This is a genomic window from Microbacterium oleivorans (assembly GCF_001691565.1).
Lineage (GTDB): Bacteria > Actinomycetota > Actinomycetes > Actinomycetales > Microbacteriaceae > Microbacterium > Microbacterium oleivorans_B.
In genome coordinates this window covers 287,769-304,376 of sequence record NZ_MAYO01000003.1, presented here as the reverse complement: position 1 = coordinate 304,376, position 16,608 = coordinate 287,769, and the positions used below count along the sequence as shown (strand labels likewise).

General features: G+C 69.0%; 17 protein-coding genes and 1 tRNA gene. 5 read left to right on the top strand and 13 right to left on the bottom strand.

Features of this window, described 5'->3' with window-relative positions; all coding sequences use genetic code 11:
• The first annotated feature begins 38 nt into the window (after window positions 1-38).
• Window positions 39-647, top strand: a complete 609-nt coding sequence (gene rsmD, locus BBA86_RS04200) for a 16S rRNA (guanine(966)-N(2))-methyltransferase RsmD (protein WP_065570428.1) — start codon at window positions 39-41, stop codon at window positions 645-647.
• Here the strand turns inward: rsmD and thiL are convergent.
• On the bottom strand, window positions 617-1,588 hold the full coding sequence (thiL, locus tag BBA86_RS04195; RefSeq protein ID WP_065570427.1) for a thiamine-phosphate kinase: 972 nt from the start codon (window positions 1,586-1,588) through the stop codon (window positions 617-619). The genes rsmD and thiL overlap by 31 nt on opposite strands.
• A 22-nt stretch (window positions 1,589-1,610) precedes the next feature.
• Here thiL and BBA86_RS04190 point away from each other — a divergent pair, with 22 nt between their 5' ends.
• Window positions 1,611-2,087 (top strand): DUF3515 family protein, encoded by a 477-nt coding sequence (locus tag BBA86_RS04190; RefSeq protein ID WP_065570426.1) that lies wholly within the window; start codon window positions 1,611-1,613, stop codon window positions 2,085-2,087.
• Window positions 2,088-2,093: 6 nt separating this feature from the next.
• Here the strand turns inward: BBA86_RS04190 and BBA86_RS04185 are convergent, their stop codons facing one another.
• The 7 genes from BBA86_RS04185 to BBA86_RS04155 form a co-directional block, all read right to left on the bottom strand.
• Window positions 2,094-3,173, bottom strand: a complete 1,080-nt coding sequence (locus BBA86_RS04185; RefSeq protein ID WP_083199457.1) for a D-alanine--D-alanine ligase family protein — start codon at window positions 3,171-3,173, stop codon at window positions 2,094-2,096.
• A complete protein-coding gene (locus tag BBA86_RS04180) occupies window positions 3,073-4,221 on the bottom strand; it encodes an NAD(P)H-dependent glycerol-3-phosphate dehydrogenase (protein ID WP_065570424.1) in 1,149 nt (382 codons plus the stop codon). The genes BBA86_RS04185 and BBA86_RS04180 overlap by 101 nt, the downstream gene beginning before the upstream one ends.
• Window positions 4,211-4,981: a lysophospholipid acyltransferase family protein gene (locus BBA86_RS04175; protein WP_065570423.1), complete on the bottom strand. Its 771-nt coding sequence runs from the start codon at window positions 4,979-4,981 to the stop codon at window positions 4,211-4,213. The genes BBA86_RS04180 and BBA86_RS04175 overlap by 11 nt, the downstream gene beginning before the upstream one ends.
• On the bottom strand, window positions 4,978-6,342 hold the full coding sequence (murA, locus tag BBA86_RS04170) for a UDP-N-acetylglucosamine 1-carboxyvinyltransferase (protein ID WP_065570422.1): 1,365 nt from the start codon (window positions 6,340-6,342) through the stop codon (window positions 4,978-4,980). Before murA ends, BBA86_RS04175 begins: the two co-directional genes overlap by 4 nt.
• A 66-nt stretch (window positions 6,343-6,408) precedes the next feature.
• Window positions 6,409-7,005, bottom strand: coding sequence for a 3-isopropylmalate dehydratase small subunit (gene leuD, locus BBA86_RS04165; protein WP_065570421.1), 597 nt, complete (start codon window positions 7,003-7,005; stop codon window positions 6,409-6,411).
• A 1-nt stretch (window position 7,006) separates the two neighbouring features.
• Entirely contained in the window at window positions 7,007-8,449 is a 1,443-nt protein-coding gene (leuC, locus tag BBA86_RS04160) for a 3-isopropylmalate dehydratase large subunit (RefSeq protein ID WP_065570420.1), read from the bottom strand.
• Between the two features lie 158 nt (window positions 8,450-8,607).
• Entirely contained in the window at window positions 8,608-9,702 is a 1,095-nt protein-coding gene (locus BBA86_RS04155) for a TerC family protein (RefSeq protein WP_065570419.1), read from the bottom strand.
• 104 nt (window positions 9,703-9,806) lie between these two features.
• On the opposite strand from BBA86_RS04155, the gene BBA86_RS04150 reads away from it, so the two are divergent.
• Both BBA86_RS04150 and BBA86_RS04145 read left to right on the top strand, forming a co-directional pair.
• Complete coding sequence (locus BBA86_RS04150) at window positions 9,807-10,367, top strand: RNA polymerase sigma factor (RefSeq protein WP_065570418.1); 561 nt, start codon at window positions 9,807-9,809, stop codon at window positions 10,365-10,367.
• Window positions 10,364-11,407: a DUF4349 domain-containing protein gene (locus BBA86_RS04145; RefSeq protein ID WP_065570417.1), complete on the top strand. Its 1,044-nt coding sequence runs from the start codon at window positions 10,364-10,366 to the stop codon at window positions 11,405-11,407. Before BBA86_RS04150 ends, BBA86_RS04145 begins: the two co-directional genes overlap by 4 nt.
• A gap of 57 nt (window positions 11,408-11,464) precedes the next feature.
• Here BBA86_RS04145 and BBA86_RS04140 read toward each other — a convergent pair.
• Window positions 11,465-11,537, bottom strand: a tRNA-Glu gene (locus BBA86_RS04140).
• A 114-nt stretch (window positions 11,538-11,651) separates the two neighbouring features.
• On the opposite strand from BBA86_RS04140, the gene BBA86_RS04135 reads away from it, so the two are divergent.
• Window positions 11,652-12,290 (top strand): MBL fold metallo-hydrolase, encoded by a 639-nt coding sequence (locus tag BBA86_RS04135; protein ID WP_065570416.1) that lies wholly within the window; start codon window positions 11,652-11,654, stop codon window positions 12,288-12,290.
• Window positions 12,291-12,362: 72 nt separating this feature from the next.
• On the opposite strand, the gene BBA86_RS04130 is transcribed toward BBA86_RS04135, so the two are convergent.
• From BBA86_RS04130 to BBA86_RS04115, 4 genes are read right to left on the bottom strand one after another with little or no spacing between them, the layout of a single operon-like run.
• Complete coding sequence (locus BBA86_RS04130) at window positions 12,363-12,632, bottom strand: HPr family phosphocarrier protein (RefSeq protein ID WP_018188079.1); 270 nt, start codon at window positions 12,630-12,632, stop codon at window positions 12,363-12,365.
• 32 nt (window positions 12,633-12,664) lie between these two features.
• The gene (locus BBA86_RS04125; RefSeq protein ID WP_065570415.1) at window positions 12,665-14,740 is read right to left on the bottom strand and encodes a fructose-specific PTS transporter subunit EIIC; all 2,076 of its coding nucleotides are present in this window, start codon (window positions 14,738-14,740) and stop codon (window positions 12,665-12,667) included.
• The gene (locus BBA86_RS04120; RefSeq protein ID WP_065570414.1) at window positions 14,733-15,716 is read right to left on the bottom strand and encodes a 1-phosphofructokinase family hexose kinase; all 984 of its coding nucleotides are present in this window, start codon (window positions 15,714-15,716) and stop codon (window positions 14,733-14,735) included. Before BBA86_RS04120 ends, BBA86_RS04125 begins: the two co-directional genes overlap by 8 nt.
• Window positions 15,713-16,495: a DeoR/GlpR family DNA-binding transcription regulator gene (locus tag BBA86_RS04115; protein WP_065572172.1), complete on the bottom strand. Its 783-nt coding sequence runs from the start codon at window positions 16,493-16,495 to the stop codon at window positions 15,713-15,715. The genes BBA86_RS04120 and BBA86_RS04115 overlap by 4 nt, the downstream gene beginning before the upstream one ends.
• Window positions 16,496-16,608 lie beyond the last annotated feature (113 nt).

The window sequence follows — 16,608 nt, the reverse complement described above, 5'->3', positions numbered from 1 at the left end:
GCGACGAGTCTACGAGCGACCGCCGACGCCGATATCGTGTGGGGGTGACGAGGATCATCGCCGGCGACGCCGGATCCCTGCCGCTGGCCGTGCCGAACGCAGGCACGCGCCCGACGAGCGAACGCGTGCGCGAGTCGCTGTTCGGCGCGCTGGAATCCGCCGATCTGATCGGGGGCGCGGCCGTCCTGGACCTCTTCGCGGGATCGGGCGCGCTCGGCCTGGAGGCCGTGAGTCGCGGCGCGGCGTCGGCCGACCTCGTCGAGCGGGCGCCGCAGGCGGCATCCGTCATCGAACGGAACGTCCGTGCCGTCGCACGGAGCCTCCCGGGTCGACGCCTGACGGTTCACCGTTCCGCCGCGGATGCGTTCCTCCGCGCCGGTGGTCCATCGTTCGACCTCGCGTTCGTGGACCCGCCGTATGACATGACGGATGCCGACGTCTCGACGACGCTCGCCCTCCTCACGCCGCGGCTGAGCGCCGGAGCAGTGGTCATCGTCGAACGAGCCACCCGATCGGGTGAGCCGGATCTGCCGACAGGGCTCGAGGTCGACCGTGCGAAGAAGTACGGCGACACCACACTCTGGTGGGTGCGCCTGCGGGACATCGGGAACCCGGCTCAGCCGAGCGCCGAGTCCCAGTCGGTGTAGGGATCCCACCCGCCGCGGACGGCCGGGACGGCGCCCCTGACGAGCACGGCGGCTCCTCCCTGCTCGGTCACCCGACCGATGACGTCGAACCCCGGCGGGGCGGCTCCCGCCGGGAAGCACGCGAGCAACGCATGGTCCTCGCCGCCAGAGAGCGCGTAGGCGTCGAGATCGGCGTCGATCGAGATCGTCACGCCCGACGCGTCAGCCATCCTGGAGGCGTCGAGAAGGAGACCGTCGGAGACGTCCATGAGCGCCGTCGCGCCCGCCCGAGCGGCGACCACGCCGAGTTCCACCGGCGGGCGAGGGCGCAACTGCGCGTCGACATCGTCCCGTTCGGCGGCAGACAGCTCCTCATCGTCGACCGGCACCGGAATGCCCTCGGCATCCCGGAACCGCTCCAAGAGGATGCGCAAGCCCCGAGCCGCCCCGCCCAACCGGCCCGCGACCGCGACGTCGTCACCAACACGCGCGCCGGATCGGCGGACAGGTTCGACCCCGTCGAGCACGCCCAGCGCGGTCACCGCGACGGTGAGCGTGTCGGACACGGTGAGATCGCCCCCTTCGACAGCGCAGCCCGGCGCGAGTTGGGCGAGGGCGTCCCGGAATCCGGTTGCCAGAGCGTCGACGAACGCCGCCGGCAGCGATTCCGGCAGCGCCAAGGCGACGAGGAGGGCCGTGGGCCGCGCGCCCATCGCGGCGACGTCGGCGACGTTCACCGCGGCGGATTTGAACCCGAGGTCGTAGGGGGACGTCCAGGCCAGTCGGAAGTCCGGCCCGTGAACCAGCGTGTCGGTCGTGGCGACGACCCGCCCTCCGGGGACCGCCAGAACAGCCGCATCATCGCCGGGGCCGATCTCGGCACGCGATGCTGAACCGAGCACACGGAGGATCCGGGCCAGGAGGTCCGCCTCGGACACGTCGCACACACGGAGCTCACCCATGCGTCCACGGTAGCCTGGAGCGATGCCCCGAACCCGCTCGTCCGCCGCGCTCGCTCTGCTCGTGGCGGGGGTCGCGGTCTTGACCGGGTGCTCGGGAACCGTCGCGACGGACACCCCTCCGCAGGCCGACGATCCGCGCTGCGCGCAGGTCATGGTGCGCCTCCCCGACACTTTCGAGGATCAGCAGCGGCGCTGGACGGACGCACAGTCGACGGCCGCGTGGGGTGAGCCGACCAAGGTCCAATTCGCCTGCGGGGTGCAGCCGCTCGGGCCGACGACGCTCCCGTGCTTCACGGTCGACGGCGTCGACTGGGTCGTGGACGACTCGGAGGCGCCGATCTACCGGATCACGACCTACGGCCGGGAACCCGCAGCGCAGCTCATCCTGGACTACGACGCGGTCTCGTCGAGCGGTCCCGTTTCCGCACTCAGCCGACTCATCACGAAGCGGTTCGACACGACGGCTAAGTGCGTGGCGCCGACCGAGACGCAGCCCTGACCGGGATCAGCGCGCGAGCTCGATGAGTTCCGTGATGAGGTCCGGGTAGCTGAGGCCGCTCTGGATCCAGCACGTCGGGAACATCGAGATGGGCGTGAAGCCCGGCATCGTGTTCACCTCGTTCACGAAGAACTCCGACCCCGTGTAGAAGAAGTCGACACGCGAGAGTCCCTGACCTCCGACCGCCTCGAACGCTCGTGCGGCGATGCGCTGCATCTCGCGGAGTTCGCCGTCGTGCAGGTGCGCCGGGCAGACGAGGTCGATGCCCGGGGCTCCGAGATACTTGGCCTCGAAGTCGTAGAAGTCGCGACCGCTGACGACGATCTCGCCCGCGACGCTGACGCGGGGGTCCGCGCCGTCGCGGCCCTGCAGGACACCGCACTCCACCTCGCGACCCGAGACGGCCTGCTCGACGAGGACGCTCGCGTCTTCGTGGAAAGCGGTGTCGAGAGCGGCATCCAACTCGCCCCACTCCGAGACCTTCGACACGCCGACGCTGGAGCCCGCGCGGGCGGGCTTCACGAAGACGGGCAGACCGAGGGCGTGGATGCGGCGACGCCACAGGTCGTCATCGCGCTCGAGGGCACCGCGGGTGACCGTCACCCACGGGACCACCGGCACGCCGGCGGCACGGAGGACGCTCTTGGTGGTGTGCTTGTCCATGCCGATCGCGGACATGAGCAGTCCCGCCCCGACGTACGGGAGATCGAGCAGTTCGAGGAACCCCTGGACGGTGCCGTCCTCGCCGAAACGACCGTGGAGGATGGGGAAGACCACATCGATGTCGCCGAGGGTCTCGACGGTTCCGTCCGGATGACGAACCGAGATGGCGCGCGTTGCGGTGGAGTCCGGCCAGACGATGCGCGTGCCGTTGTCGACGACCTCGGGAAGCCGCTCGGGGTTCAGCGCGAACTTGTCGGGGTCGTCCTCCTCGAGGACGAAAGCGCCCTCTCGGGTGATGCCGACGGGGATGACCCGGTAGCGCTCACGATCGATCGCGCGAAGCACCCCGCCCGCCGTGGCGGAACTGATCGAGTGCTCGCTGGAACGCCCGCCGAAGAGCAGAACCACTACCGCCTGAACCATTCTGAGTCCTCTCCTCCGTGGGCTCATCGTCATCCGTCGTCAGGTGCGGAGCGATGTCACGGGGATTCATTGTGCCGTCGAGCACCATCTTGACCTGCTCGACGATGGGCATCTGGATGCCGGCTGCCCTCGCCAACTGGAGAACGGGGGCGACCGAGGCGAGACCTTCGGCCGTCTGGTCCATCTGCTTCACGACCTCGGTGAAGCTGTAGCCCTGTCCCAACAGGCGGCCGGCGGTGTTGTTGCGGCTGAGGGGGGATTGGCACGTCGCGATCAGGTCGCCGAGACCGGCGAGCCCCTGCAACGTCTCTGGCTGCGCGCCCTGGGCGACCGCGAAGTCCGTCATCTCCACGAGCCCGCGCGTGATGATGGACGCCTTCGTGTTCTCGCCGTACCCCACGCCGTCGACGATCCCGATCGCGACGGCGATGAGGTTCTTCAGCACGCCGCCGAACTCGGTGCCGATGACGTCGGTGTTGACGAACGTGCGGAAGTACCCGTTCCGCGCGATGCGGGCGACGGCTTCGGCGGTCTCCTGGCTGGATGACGAGATGACGGCTGCTGTGGGCTGCTGCCGCGCGATCTCCAGAGCGAGGTTGGGGCCCGAGGCCACGGCGATGCGTGCAGGGTCGCAGCGCAGTTCCTCTTCGAGGACCTGACTCATGCGGAGCCCGGTTTTCTTCTCCACACCCTTCATGAGGGAGACGATCGGCACATCGCTGTTCCCGAGCAACGGGCGGACGCCCTTGAGGTTCTGCCGCAGGGCCTGGCTGGAGATCGCGATGTAGACCTGGGTGGCCCCGTCCAGTGCCTCCGCGAGATGGTGGGTGGCCGACAGCCCGCGGGGCAGGTTGATGCCCGGGAGGTACTGCGTGTTGCGCTTGCCCTCTCGGATCTCGTGCGCGAGCTCCGCGCGACGAGCCCACATCATGACGTCTGCGCCGCCATCCGCGAGGACCTTGCCGAAGGTCGTTCCCCAACTTCCGGACCCGAGCACCGCGACGCGGGGGGCGGCGACGTCGCGGCGCGGCGATTCCCTAGGAGTCAAGACGGCCCGTCTCGTTCTGGCCGTGCTTGGCGGGGTTCCACCGCTCCGCAGGAGGCTCCTCGCCGCGAAGGCGACCGAGGAGGACCGAGATGTCGCGCATGACGGCATCCGTCGCGGCGGTGAGGGTGGCGGGTGTGGTGTCCGTGAATCCCGTCAGATCGACCGGAGGACCGACGAGGACGCGCACGCGACGGCGGGGCGGCCAGAGCCGCAGCCGGCCGTACCGCGGCAGGATCTCCTGCACGCCCCAGGTCGCCACCGGAATGACCGGCAGCGTCTGGTCTGCGGCGAGGGCGAGGCGGACCGCGCCCGTCTTGCCGCGCATCGGCCATATGTCGGGATCGCGGGTGAGCGAGCCCTCCGGGTAGACGATGACCCCGCGCTGCGCGGCGACCAGCGCGTTCGACTGTGCAAGCGTCTGCGTCGCCGCCGCAGAGTTCGATGCTCTCGCGACGGGAATCATCCCGGTCGCGCGCAGGAGGGCTCCCAGGACCGGGACCTTGAACAGGCTCTCCTTCGCCATGAACCGGGGAGCCCGCCCCATGCGCCAGGTCGCGACCGCGATGATCACGGGGTCGAACTCGCTGTAATGATTCGGCGCCAGGACGTAGGGTCCCTCGAGAGGGAGGTTCTCGGCGCCTTCTATCTCGATCTTCGCGAACCACCCCGTGACCGGGACGACGATCATGGCGGCGGGCCAGAACACGCTGGGACGCGTCTTCTCGGCCGACGCGCGGCGACGAGGACTCACCGAAGTCACTCCGTGACGTCGAAGTCGGCGCCGAGATCCGTGAGCTTCTCGAGGAACTTCTCGTAGCCCCGGCGGATGATCCCGATGTTGCGGACGGTCGACTCGCCCTCAGCCGCCAGGGCCGCGATCACGTACGAGTACCCGCCCCGCAGGTCCGGAACGACGACGTCGGCGCCATGGAGGGGAGTCGGGCCGTTGATGACAGCGGCCTGCTCGAGGGCGCGGCGGGGGACACGGCGGTCGGAGCTCGCGATGCCGTCGGGGTGCACGATGATGTCGGCGCCCATCTGGACCAGCGCACGGGTGAAGCCGAGACGATTCTCGTACACGGTTTCGTGGACGACCGACTCGCCCTCCGCCTGCGTGAGAGCGACGATCAGCGGCTGCTGCCAGTCGGTCATGAACCCGGGGTGCACGTCGGTCTCGACCATGACGGGCTTGAGCGGCCCGCCGCGACGGAAGCGGATGCCGTCCTCGGCGATGTCGAAGTCGCCGCCGACTTTGCGGAAGACGTTGAGGAAGGTCAGCATCTCCTGCTGCTTCGCTCCCCCGACGAAGATGTCGCCGTCGGTGGCCAGCGCAGCGGCAGCCCACGAGGCGGCCTCGTTGCGGTCGAAGATGGCGCGGTGGTCGTAGCCGCGGAGCGACTCGACACCTTCGATGAAGATCACCCGGTTGGGCTCGTAGGAGATGATCGCGCCCATCTTCTGGAGAACCGCGATCAGGTCCATGATCTCGGGTTCTATCGCCGCGTTTCGCAGCTCCGTCGTCCCCTTAGCGCGGACGGCCGTCAGCAGCACTTGCTCGGTCGCGCCGACGCTCGGGTAGGGAAGCTCGATGTTGGCCCCGTGAAGGCCGCCGGGCGCCGACAGCCGGATGCCGCTGGGCAGCTTGTCGACGATGGCTCCGAACGACCGGAGGGCGTCGAGGTGGAAGTCGATGGGCCGGTCACCGATGCGGCATCCGCCGAGATCGGGGATGAACGCCTGGCCGAGCAGGTGCAGCAGGGGTCCGCAGAAGAGGATCGGGATGCGGGAGGCACCTGCGTGCGCATCGATCTCCTCCATGTGCGCTGAGACGGCGCCGCTCGGATCGAGCCGCAGCACGCCGTCCTCGAGGTCCTCGACGCGGACGCCGTGGACCTCGAGGAGTGATCGGACGACGTGGACGTCGCTGATGTCCGGCACATCCCGGAGGATGCTCGCGGTCTCACCCAGAAGGGCGGCGACCATCGCCTTCGTGGCGAGGTTCTTCGCCCCCTTCACCTCGACCCGGCCTCGCAGCGGTCGCCCGCCGCGGATCCGGAGCGTCTGACCGGCACTACCGCCGCTGGCGGGGGTCGACGCGGAGTCGCTGAGAAGTGTGTTCATGGGTGGGACCTCATTACTGGTGTCGAGGAAGCGTGGTCCGGCCCCGTCGTGCGGGGCGCTGGCCGATCAGCGGACGGGGAGCGTCCGCGGCCGCCACGCCTCGCGGCGCGCCTCGAACTGCGCGATCTGTTCTTCGCTGCGCAGCGTGAGCCCGATGTCGTCGAGCCCTTCGAGAAGCCGCCACCTAGTGTAATCGTCGATGTCGAACGAGGCCTGGAGGTCGCCGACCGCCACCGTGCGTGTCTCGAGGTCCACGGTGATGTCGCGGCCCGGGTCGGCCTCGAGAGCCGCCCAGATGGCCTCCAGCACCTCCTCGGTGACGACCCCGGTCACGAGGCCCTGCTTGCCGGAGTTGCCACGGAAGATGTCGGCGAACTTCGTGCTGAGGACGACACGGAATCCGTAGTCGCGAAGAGCCCAGACGGCGTGCTCACGACTCGACCCCGTCCCGAAATCCGGGCCGGCGACGAGGACGGACCCATCGCGGTAAGCATCCTGGTTGAGGACGAATCCGGGGTCCTGGCGCCAGTTCGCGAAGAGCGCATCCTCGAACCCCGTCTTCGTGACGCGCTTGAGGTAGACGGCGGGGATGATCTGGTCCGTGTCGACCGCCGAGCGCTTCAGGGGCACGCCGACGCCGGTGTGGCGGGTGAACTTCTCCATGTCAGGCCTCCGTCAGGGTCAGGGCATCGAGATCGCTGGGGCTCGCGAGGCGACCGAGGACGGCCGTCGCGGCAGCCACCAGCGGTGACACGAGGTGGGTACGACCGCCCTTTCCTTGGCGGCCCTCGAAGTTACGGTTGCTGGTCGAGGCGCACCGCTCGCCCGGGGCGAGCTGGTCGGGGTTCATTCCGAGGCACATTGAACAACCGGCGAAGCGCCACTCCGCTCCGAAGTCGGTGAAGACCTTGTCGAGCCCTTCGGCCTCGGCCTCGAGGCGCACCCGGGCGGAGCCCGGGACCACCATCACCCGAACGCCCGGGGCCTTCGCCCGGCCCTGCACGATCGACGCGAACTGACGGAGGTCCTCGATGCGGCTGTTCGTGCACGAGCCCATGAAGACGGCATCCACCGCCACGTCCTTCAACGCCGTGCCCGGCGCGAGGTCCATGTACTCGAGCGCCCGCTCGGCCGCTGCACGTTCGTTGGGATCGGTCATCTGCGCAGGGTCCGGGATGACGCCGCTCAGCGAGACGCCTTGGCCGGGATTCGTGCCCCACGTGACGAAAGGCTCGAGCTCGTCGGCGTCGAGGAACACCTCGGCGTCGTAGACGGCCCCCTCGTCGGAGGGCAGCGTCCGCCAGTAGGCGACTGCTTCGTCCCAATCGGCTCCCCGGGGGGCGTGCGGCTTGTCCTTGACGTAGGCGAACGTCGTCTCGTCCGGCGCGATCATGCCGGCTCGGGCACCCGCCTCGATCGACATGTTGCAGATCGTCATGCGCCCCTCCATCGACAGGGAGCGGATGGCGGAGCCGCGGAACTCGAGCACGTAACCCTGCCCGCCGTTGGCGCCGATCTTGGCGATGATCGCCAGGATGATGTCTTTCGCGCTCACGCCGGGCTTCAGTGTGCCCTCGACGGTGATCGCCATCGTCTTGAAGGGCTTGAGGGGCAGGGTCTGCGTCGCGAGGACGTGCTCGACCTCGCTCGTCCCGATACCGAACGCCATCGCGCCGAACGCGCCGTGGGTGGAGGTGTGCGAGTCGCCGCAGACGACCGTGATGCCCGGCATCGTCAGACCCAGCTGCGGTCCCACGACGTGGACGATGCCCTGCTCCTTGTCGCCCAGCGAGTGCAGGCGGACGCCGAACTCCTCGGCGTTGCGCCGAAGGGTCTCGATCTGGGTGCGGCTCGTGAGGTCGGCGATCGGCTTGTCGATCTCGAGCGTCGGCGTGTTGTGGTCCTCCGTCGCGATCGTGAGGTCGAGACGGCGGACCGGCCGCCCCTCAGCGCGGAGGCCGTCGAAGGCCTGCGGACTCGTCACCTCGTGCACGAGGTGGAGGTCGATGTAGATGAGGTCGGGGCTGCCGTCCTCACCCTTCACGACGAGGTGGTCGTCCCACACCTTCTCGGCGAGGGTCCGGGGACGGTCGGGAATCGTGCTCATGATGTCTCCTGATGTCGGATGGCGCCCGCGACAGCCTCCGCGACGAGAGGGGGCTCAGAAGGAGGTCTCGTCGCGGCCGATAAGGAGTCGAGCGGTCCGCACGGCGTCAGACTACCACCGGGGCGGCGACGCCAGCGCGAGGGCGACCCGCCGTGGTCTCAACGAGGCGCTTCCCCGTCCGACGGGTGCGGGTCGACGGTGCGAGGCGTGCCCTGTTCCTCGGCGACGTCCTCCGCATGACGTACCGGCGTCGGTCCCGTCGCCGGTACCGGCTCCCGCAATCCCTCCCGGCGCGCGGCCACCAGGCTGGCGATCGTCGCGACCGCCATCGAGCCGACGATCACGCCCAGTGACACCCACGTCGAGATCTCGGGTGCCCACTCGACGTGCTCGCCGCCGTTGATGAACGGGAGCTCGTTCTCGTGCATCGCGTGCAGGACGAGCTTCACGCCGATGAAGGCGAGGATGAACGCGATCCCGAAGTGCAGGTACTTCAGACGGTCCAGCAGCCCGCCGAGGAGGAAGTACAGCTGGCGGAGACCCATGAGCGCGAAGATGTTCGCGGTGAAGACGATGAAGGCGCTCTGCGTGATGCCGAAGATCGCCGGGATCGAGTCGATCGCGAACAAGAGGTCGGTCATGCCGAGAGCCGCGAACACGATGATCATCGGTGTGAAGATCTTCTTGCCGTCGATGACGGTGCGCACCTTCGCACCGTCGTACTCCTCGCTGACCTTCATCCGGCGTCGCAGGAGCCGGACGAGGAAACTCTCCTTCTTCTCCTCGTCCTCGTCGTCGTCACCGTCGAAGGCCTGCTTCCAGGCGGTGTAGATGAGGAAAGCACCGAAGAGGTAGAAGACCCAGCTGAACTGCTCGATGATGGCGGCGCCGAGAAGGATGAAGATGCCGCGGAGGATCAGGGCGATGATGATGCCGACCATGAGCACCTTCTGCTGCGCCGCGCGGGGCACCGAGAACTGACTCATGATCAAGACGAAGACGAACAGGTTGTCGATGGACAGGCTGTACTCGGTGAGCCAGCCGGCCACGAACTGACCCGCGTACTCGCCGTTCGTGACGACCAGCATCAGCAGCGCGAAGAGCAACGCGAGCCCGACGTAGAAGACGACCCAGAGAGTCGATTCCTTCGTCGATGGAACGTGCGGGCGCTTGATGATCAGCAGCAGGTCGGCGACGAGGATGAGCGTCAGACCGACGAGCGAGCCGACCTCGAACCAGAGGGGGAGCTCCATGGGGGCCTTTCGTGCGGGGGCGACCCTAAGAGTACCTTTCGAGGTGTCTGAGACGATCCCGGCAGTGGCGACACTCCCCCATCGACAGAACGAACGAGGATGCCATGGCCGACGCGCCCGCGAGGAGTGATGCGGACCTGGTGGCAGCCGCCGCGCGCGGCGACCAGCAGGCCTTCCGGGAGCTCTATCGCGCGTACGCGCGTCCGGTCTACTGGCTCGCCCACGGGCTCCTCGGAGACACATCCGATGCGGAGGACGTCATGCAGGAGACCTTCCTGGTCGCGTGGCGGCGTCTGCCGACACTCGACCTCATCAGTGATTCGCTTCTGCCCTGGCTCGTCACGATCTGCCGGTTCCAGAGCGCGAACCGGATGCGGCGGCAGCGCCGCGACCGCCTGAATACGGCGGCCGCAGCGGATGAGATGATCCCCGCCACGGTCGACGTGGAGGACCAGGTCATCGGGTCGGCGCTCGCCGAACGCGTCGTCGCCGAACTCGGGACGCTCTCACCGTTGGACCAGCAGATCTTCCGCCTCTGCGCGACGGAGGGATATGCCTACGCCGCGGCCGCGGAGGAGCTGGGCATCTCTCACGCCGTGGTCCGCAACCGACTCTCGCGCGTCCGCACACGACTGCGGACCGCCCTGGGGACGGAGGGATCATGACCAGGGACGACATTGTCCTGCCCACCCTGACCCGGACACGGCAGGACGAGATCGAACGGGCGTTGTTCGATGAGATCGCCGAGGCCGGACGCCCTCCTCGCGAGACCCCGGGGGGTGGCCGTCGACGCGCTTGGGCGTATGCCGGGGCGGCGGCGGCCGTCATCGTGGTCGCCGGATTCATCGGGCCGGCCGTCGTCGGTGGTGTGGGAACCGATGGTGCCGGCTCGCTGGCGGGCGGTGCCGCCTCCGAGGAGTCGATGACACGTCCGGATGGGGGCGGCAGCGAGATGAGCGGCGGGCTCCACGACCTCGAGGACTCCGACGCCGCAGTGACACGCGTCGGCGAGCGAGCCGTTGCGGCTCGCGCCGAGTCGCGCCTCGAAGTCGATGATCCTTCGGGCGCTGCCGATGAGATCGCCGCCAGGGCCCAGGCATCCGGAGGCTACGTCGAGTCCCTGAACGTCAACGATGCGGCGACGGGAGAGACGGCGGAATCGGCGGACGCCCGCCTCACGGTTCGCGTCCCCGCGTCGGGCCTCGCGGACTTCCTGCGGGACCTCGATGACCTCGGTACCGTCCGGGCGACGGACATCTCACGGGAGGACGTCACGGCCGAGACGACGGATCTACGTGCCCGGGCCACCGCACTCGAGACATCCGTCGAGCGGCTCAGGGGGTTGATCGCGGATGCCGCGACCACAGCGGACGTGCTCGCGGCCGAGGATGCCCTCGCCCAGCGACAGGCGGACCTCGATTCGCTGCGGGCGCAGGAGAAGGCCCTCTCGGACGACGTGGCGCTCTCGAGTGCGACGATCACGCTCTCTCGCCCCGGTCAGAAGGTGTCCGCGGAACCGGAGGGTTTCGGCGACGGACTCGCCACCGGGTGGAATGCGCTCCTCGTGACCCTCAACGGCGTCGTGATCGGGCTGGGCTTCCTTCTCCCCTGGCTCGCCATCGTCGCCGTCGTCATCGTCGTCGTCCGTGCGGTGCGGCGCGGACGACGGAACCGACGCGCGAGGGTCGCGACCGAGGCGGACTGAGGGGCCGCCGCAACGACGAAACCCCCGACCTGATGGTCGGGGGTTTCATCATCTGTGTGACCCCAGCGGGATTCGAACCCGCGTTACCGCCGTGAGAGGGCGGCGTACTAGGCCGCTATACGATGGGGCCGTACTTTTCGTTCCCTCCCTGCGGAGGCAACCGTTCAATTATGCACGACGTTCACAGTCGTGCAAAATCGGTGCGCCCTTGCCAACGCCTGCGCGTCCTGAGTTGATTGGATGCATGCGCGTTACGAAGCACGAACATGCCTGCCTCCGCCTCGACAGCGAGGGTAAAACCCTCCTCATCGACCCGGGGTCGTTCACCCTCCCCCTCGACGATCTCGGTAACCTCGTCGGCCTCGTGATCACTCATGAGCACCCCGACCACTGGACACCCGCGCAACTCGACGCCATCCGGTCACAGGCGCCGGCGGTGCCGGTGTTCGGGCCTGCCGGGGTCGCTGCTGCGGCATCCGATTACGACGTCACGACCGTGAGCGTCGGGGACGAACCCGACCTCGGCCCGTTCCGGATGCGGTTCTTCGGCGGCACGCACGCCGTGATCCACGAGTCGATCCCGGTCATCGACAACCTGGGCGTGCTCGTCAACGACGAGTTCTACTACCCCGGCGATTCGTACGCCGTGCCCGAAGGCGTCGAGGTCGGCCTTCTCGCGGCCCCCGTCGGGGCTCCCTGGTTGAAGATCGGCGAGGCGATCGACTACGTGCTCGCGGTGAAACCCCGTCGTGCGTTCGGCACCCACGACATGACCCTGTCGCGCGCGGGCCTCGCGATGCATCGCGACCGCCTCAGGTGGGCGACCGAGCAGAACGGCGGCGAATTCGTCGAGCTCGAGCCCGGTCAGTCCACCGACCTCTGATCGCACCGGCGGAAATGACGGATGCCGCGGGGCTCTCACTCCGCGGCATCCGTCATTCAGGGGGATCGAGACTCACTCGGCGTCGTGATCCGTCTCGATGAAGGCGACGAGCTTGTCGAGCGCCTCGTCGGCGCCCTCGCCCTCGGCCTTGAGCGTCACGACCGTGCCCTGCGTCGCGCCCAGCCCCATGAGGGTGAGGATGCTGCCGGCGTTCTGATCGGGACCACCGGGAACGGCGATCGTGACGGGCACTCCCGTCTCCTTGACCGCCTGCACGAAGAGCTTGGCGGGGCGGGCGTGCAGTCCGGAGCTGCTCGCGACGGTTGCGGTCCGTTCGGCCATCTGGGGTTCCTCCTTGAGTCGGTATGACGAGACTATGCCGTGACGGCGACGGCGGGCACGTCGGCCTCGATGGGGCGACGGCGCACGTAGCGCTTGAGCAGAACGACCGAGACGGCGCTCACGACGGTGCCGACAGCGATCGACAGCAGCCACAGCCAGAAGTTGTCGATGGCGAAGAAGACGAAGACACCGCCGTGCGGAGCGCGCGAAGTGATTCCGAAGAACATCGACAGCGCGCCGGTCACCGCGCCACCGAGCATCGCCGAGGGGATGACGCGGAAGACGTCGGCCGCGGCGAACGGGATGGCACCCTCCGAGATGAACGCGGCGCCGAGCAGCCACGCCGCCTTGCCGTTCTCACGCTCGGGAGCCGTGAAGAGCTTGCGCCCGAGGACGGTCGAGGCGAGCGCCATGGCGAGGGGCGGGACCATTCCGGCCGCCATGACGGCCGCCATGATCTGCAGGTAGCGCTCGTCTCCGGCGATGCCCTGCGCGAGGTTCGCCGTGGCGAAGCCGTACGCGACCTTGTTGAGCGGCCCGCCGAGGTCGAAGCACATCATGAGCCCGAGGATGACGCCGAGCAGGATCACACCGGCGCCCGAGAGTCCGGACAACCAGTCGTTGAGGAGCTTCGTGAGCGCGGCGATCGGGCCGCCGAACACGAACAGCAGCAGCCCCGACGCGAAGATCGAGCCGAGCAGCGGGATGATGACGACCGGCATGAGGCCGCGCAGCCAGCGCGGGACCGACAGTCGGTTGAGCCACCACGCCGCGAGACCGGCGAGCAGGCCGCCGACGATGGCGCCGATGAAGCCCGCACCCATGAAGGTGGCCGCGGCACCGGCGACGAAACCGGGGGCGATGCCCGGGCGGTCCGCGAGCCCGTACGCGATGTAGCCGGCCAGCGCCGGCACGAGGAAGCCGAAGGACAGCTGACCGATCTGGAATGCCGCCGCACCGAGGTAGTAGTCGAGACCTTCGGGCGGCAGGTTCCACAGGGTGAAGTTCTGCAGCGTGAAGATCGCGTTGTTGACAGTGTTCCCGTCTGCGGTGTTCGCGATCTTGTACCCGGCGAGAGCGAAACCAAGCGCGATCAGCAGACCGCCGCCGGCCACGAACGGGATCATGTAGCTCACCCCGGTGAGCAGGGCACGGCGGATCGCGCCACCGAGCGAGGTCGGCGTGGCTTCGCTCGCCACCGCGGCACCGGAGGCTGCGGGAACGCGCGGCGCGTTCGGATTCTTCGCCGCGGCGACGGCTTCACGGACCATCTGGGCGGGCTGCTCGATGCCGCGCTTCACACCGGAGCGGACCACGGGCTTGCCGGCGAACCGCGCCTGCTCACGGACGTCGACATCGACGGCGAAGATGACGGCGTCCGCCTCGTCGATGATCCGCTGGTCGAGGGCCTTGTAGCCGCTCGAGCCCTGCGGCTCGACGGTGAGGTCGACGCCCTCCTTCTGACCGGTCGCGGTGAGGGCGTCCGCCGCCATGAAGGTGTGCGCGATGCCTGTGGCGCAGGCGGTGACGGCGACGATGCGTGCCGGGCGGCCGTCGATCATGAGGGCGTCGTCCGTGGCCGACGCGGACGGCGCCGCCCCGCGGGCCTCGGCGCGGGACGCGGGTGCCGGTGCATCGGCTGCCGCGGGGGCCGGGGCGTCCGAGATCGCATCGCGCACGATGGCGACCACCTCGTCGGCTGTCGTGGCAGCGCGAAGACCAGCGGTGAAGTCGTCGCGCATGAGGCTGCGCGCGAGCTTCGACAACACGGCGAGGTGTTCCTCGGCCGCGGTGTCGGGAGCCGCGATGAGGAAGACGAGGTCGGCCCCGCCGTCCTCGGCGCCGAAGTCGACTCCCGGGTTCAGCCGCGCGAAGGCGAGCGACGCCTGAGTGACCGCAGCACTCTTCGCATGCGGGATGGCGATGCCGCCGGGAAGGCCGGTCTCGTCCTTCTCCTCCCGGGCCCAGGCGTCGTCGGCCAGGCGGGCACCGTCGGTGGCCCTCCCCTGCGCCGCGACGCGATGCGCGAGCGCGTCGATGACGGCGCGCTTGTCGGCGCCGAGCGGCTCGTCGATACTGACGAGTTCCGCGGTGATGATCTCAGTCACGGTGACCTCCAGTGGTCGGGTTGTCCTGCTGCAGGAGTCGTCGCACCGGCACGTCACCGGTCGACAGGTCGTTCGGGGTCGGGGGTTGCGTGCCGGGGAGCGACGCAGCGGCGGATCCGTATCGGATGCCGGAGCGCAACCGATCCTCGGGTGCAGCACCGGCGGTTTCGGCGAGGAGGTATCCGGCGAGCGAACTGTCGCCTGCACCGACGGTGCTTCGGACCCGCGTGGGCGGTGGCGTCCCGTGCCAGCACCCGTCAGCGGTCACGAGTACGGCTCCGTCGCCGCCGAGGGTGACGAGCGCTGCGCCGACCGCGCCCGGGACGAGGTCCCCCGCGATCGCGGCGACGGCCTCGGGGAGGCTGAGCGCGGCATCCAGGTCGCGTCCGGCCAGTTCCGCGAGCTCCTCGTCGTTCGGCTTGATGAGATCGGGACGCCCCGAAGCGACAGCCGCCGCCAGAGCGGGACCGGACGTGTCGACGGCGATCCGCGGCGCGGACGCACCCCATGCGGACCTGACGGACTCGATGACGGTGACGTAGTAATCCTCGCGAAGTCCCGGGGCGAGGGAGCCCGCGAGCACCAGCCATTCCGCCCCCTCGGATGCGGCGACCACGGCGGCGGTGAGGGCCGCGGCATCCGCTTCGGTGAGCATCGCGCCCGGAAGGTTGAGTTTCGTGGTGGTGCCGACGTCGTCGGCGATCGTGATGTTGGCGCGGGTGGCGCCGTCATGCGGCACGGTCTGCACCGGGATGCCGGTCGCGTTCAGGGCTCCGGCGAAGGGATCCGTCGGATCCAGCGGAAGGACCGCGAGAGTCGGACGGCCGGCGGCCGCAACGACGCGGGCGACATTGATTCCCTTTCCGCCGGCGTCCTCGCGCGCTCCGAGGGCGGCTTGGACGTCGCCGATGCGCAGGGGCGCCCCCAGGGAGACGGTGCGGTCGAGCGACGGATTCGTGGTCAGCGTGACGATCATGCGACGAGCACCTCCACGTCGGCCTCGCGGAGCGCGTCAGCGAGAACACCGTCGGGCGTCGCATCGGTCAGGAGCACATCCACGTCCGAGAGCGACGCGAACGAGACGAGGAGTTCCGCATCGAACTTGTCGCCATCGGCGACCACGACGATCCGCCGCGCGGATGCGACGATCGCGCGCTTGACGGCCGCCTCGTCGGGGTCCGGCGTGCTGAGTCCGAACCCGGCAGCGACGCCGTTGGTGCCGATGAAAGCGATGTCCGGGCGTAGGCGGGTGATGGCCTCCACCGTCTGCGCGCCGACGGCCGCGGCGGTGAGCCCGCGGACGCGCCCCCCGATCGCCGTCAAGCCGATCCCCTGCGCTCCCGCCAGGATGTGCGCGACCGACATCGAGTGCGTGACGACCTCGAGGTCACCGGCGGGATGCGGACCCGTGGCGAGGAGCTGCGCGATCGCACCGGTCGTGGTCCCGGCGTCCAGATACAGGGCGCCGTCGAGGTCCGAGCCGAGAAGATCGACCGCAGCGCGGGCGATGGACTGCTTGGAGCCGCTGCGCTGCGAGGCACGCTCGGCGACGGAGGCTTCCGCGGTGCTGGCGCGAGCACGGTGCACCGCTCCCCCGTGGACGCGCCGAACGACCCCCGCCCGTTCGAGGGCGGCGAGATCGCGACGCACGGTTTCGCTCGTGACGCTGAAGCGGTCGGCGAGGTCCATGACGGCGACGCGGCCGTCGCTCGCGATCAGCCGCTCGATCTGCTGCTGGCGCTCCGTTGCGTACATGTGGTCCTCCTCGAACAAGTCCACACGTTACAACAGAAACCAACACGAAACAAGAACGGGATATAGACCGACGCCCCCGGCCTAAAACCGGGGGCGTCGTTCGCTACTCGGTG

Coding starts and splice junctions, on each gene's coding strand:
- BBA86_RS04115 (WP_065572172.1), bottom strand. CDS start 16,495: ATGTACGCAACGGAGCGCCAGCAGCAGATCGAGCGGCTGATCGCGAGC.
- leuC (WP_065570420.1), bottom strand. CDS start 8,449: ATGAGCACGATTCCCGACCGTCCCCGGACCCTCGCCGAGAAGGTGTGG.
- thiL (WP_065570427.1), bottom strand. CDS start 1,588: ATGGGTGAGCTCCGTGTGTGCGACGTGTCCGAGGCGGACCTCCTGGCC.
- BBA86_RS04130 (WP_018188079.1), bottom strand. CDS start 12,632: ATGGCCGAACGGACCGCAACCGTCGCGAGCAGCTCCGGACTGCACGCC.
- BBA86_RS04145 (WP_065570417.1), top strand. CDS start 10,364: ATGACCAGGGACGACATTGTCCTGCCCACCCTGACCCGGACACGGCAG.
- BBA86_RS04135 (WP_065570416.1), top strand. CDS start 11,652: ATGCGCGTTACGAAGCACGAACATGCCTGCCTCCGCCTCGACAGCGAG.
- BBA86_RS04190 (WP_065570426.1), top strand. CDS start 1,611: ATGCCCCGAACCCGCTCGTCCGCCGCGCTCGCTCTGCTCGTGGCGGGG.
- BBA86_RS04120 (WP_065570414.1), bottom strand. CDS start 15,716: ATGATCGTCACGCTGACCACGAATCCGTCGCTCGACCGCACCGTCTCC.
- BBA86_RS04185 (WP_083199457.1), bottom strand. CDS start 3,173: ATGGTTCAGGCGGTAGTGGTTCTGCTCTTCGGCGGGCGTTCCAGCGAG.
- BBA86_RS04155 (WP_065570419.1), bottom strand. CDS start 9,702: ATGGAGCTCCCCCTCTGGTTCGAGGTCGGCTCGCTCGTCGGTCTGACG.
- murA (WP_065570422.1), bottom strand. CDS start 6,342: ATGAACACACTTCTCAGCGACTCCGCGTCGACCCCCGCCAGCGGCGGT.
- leuD (WP_065570421.1), bottom strand. CDS start 7,005: ATGGAGAAGTTCACCCGCCACACCGGCGTCGGCGTGCCCCTGAAGCGC.
- BBA86_RS04150 (WP_065570418.1), top strand. CDS start 9,807: ATGGCCGACGCGCCCGCGAGGAGTGATGCGGACCTGGTGGCAGCCGCC.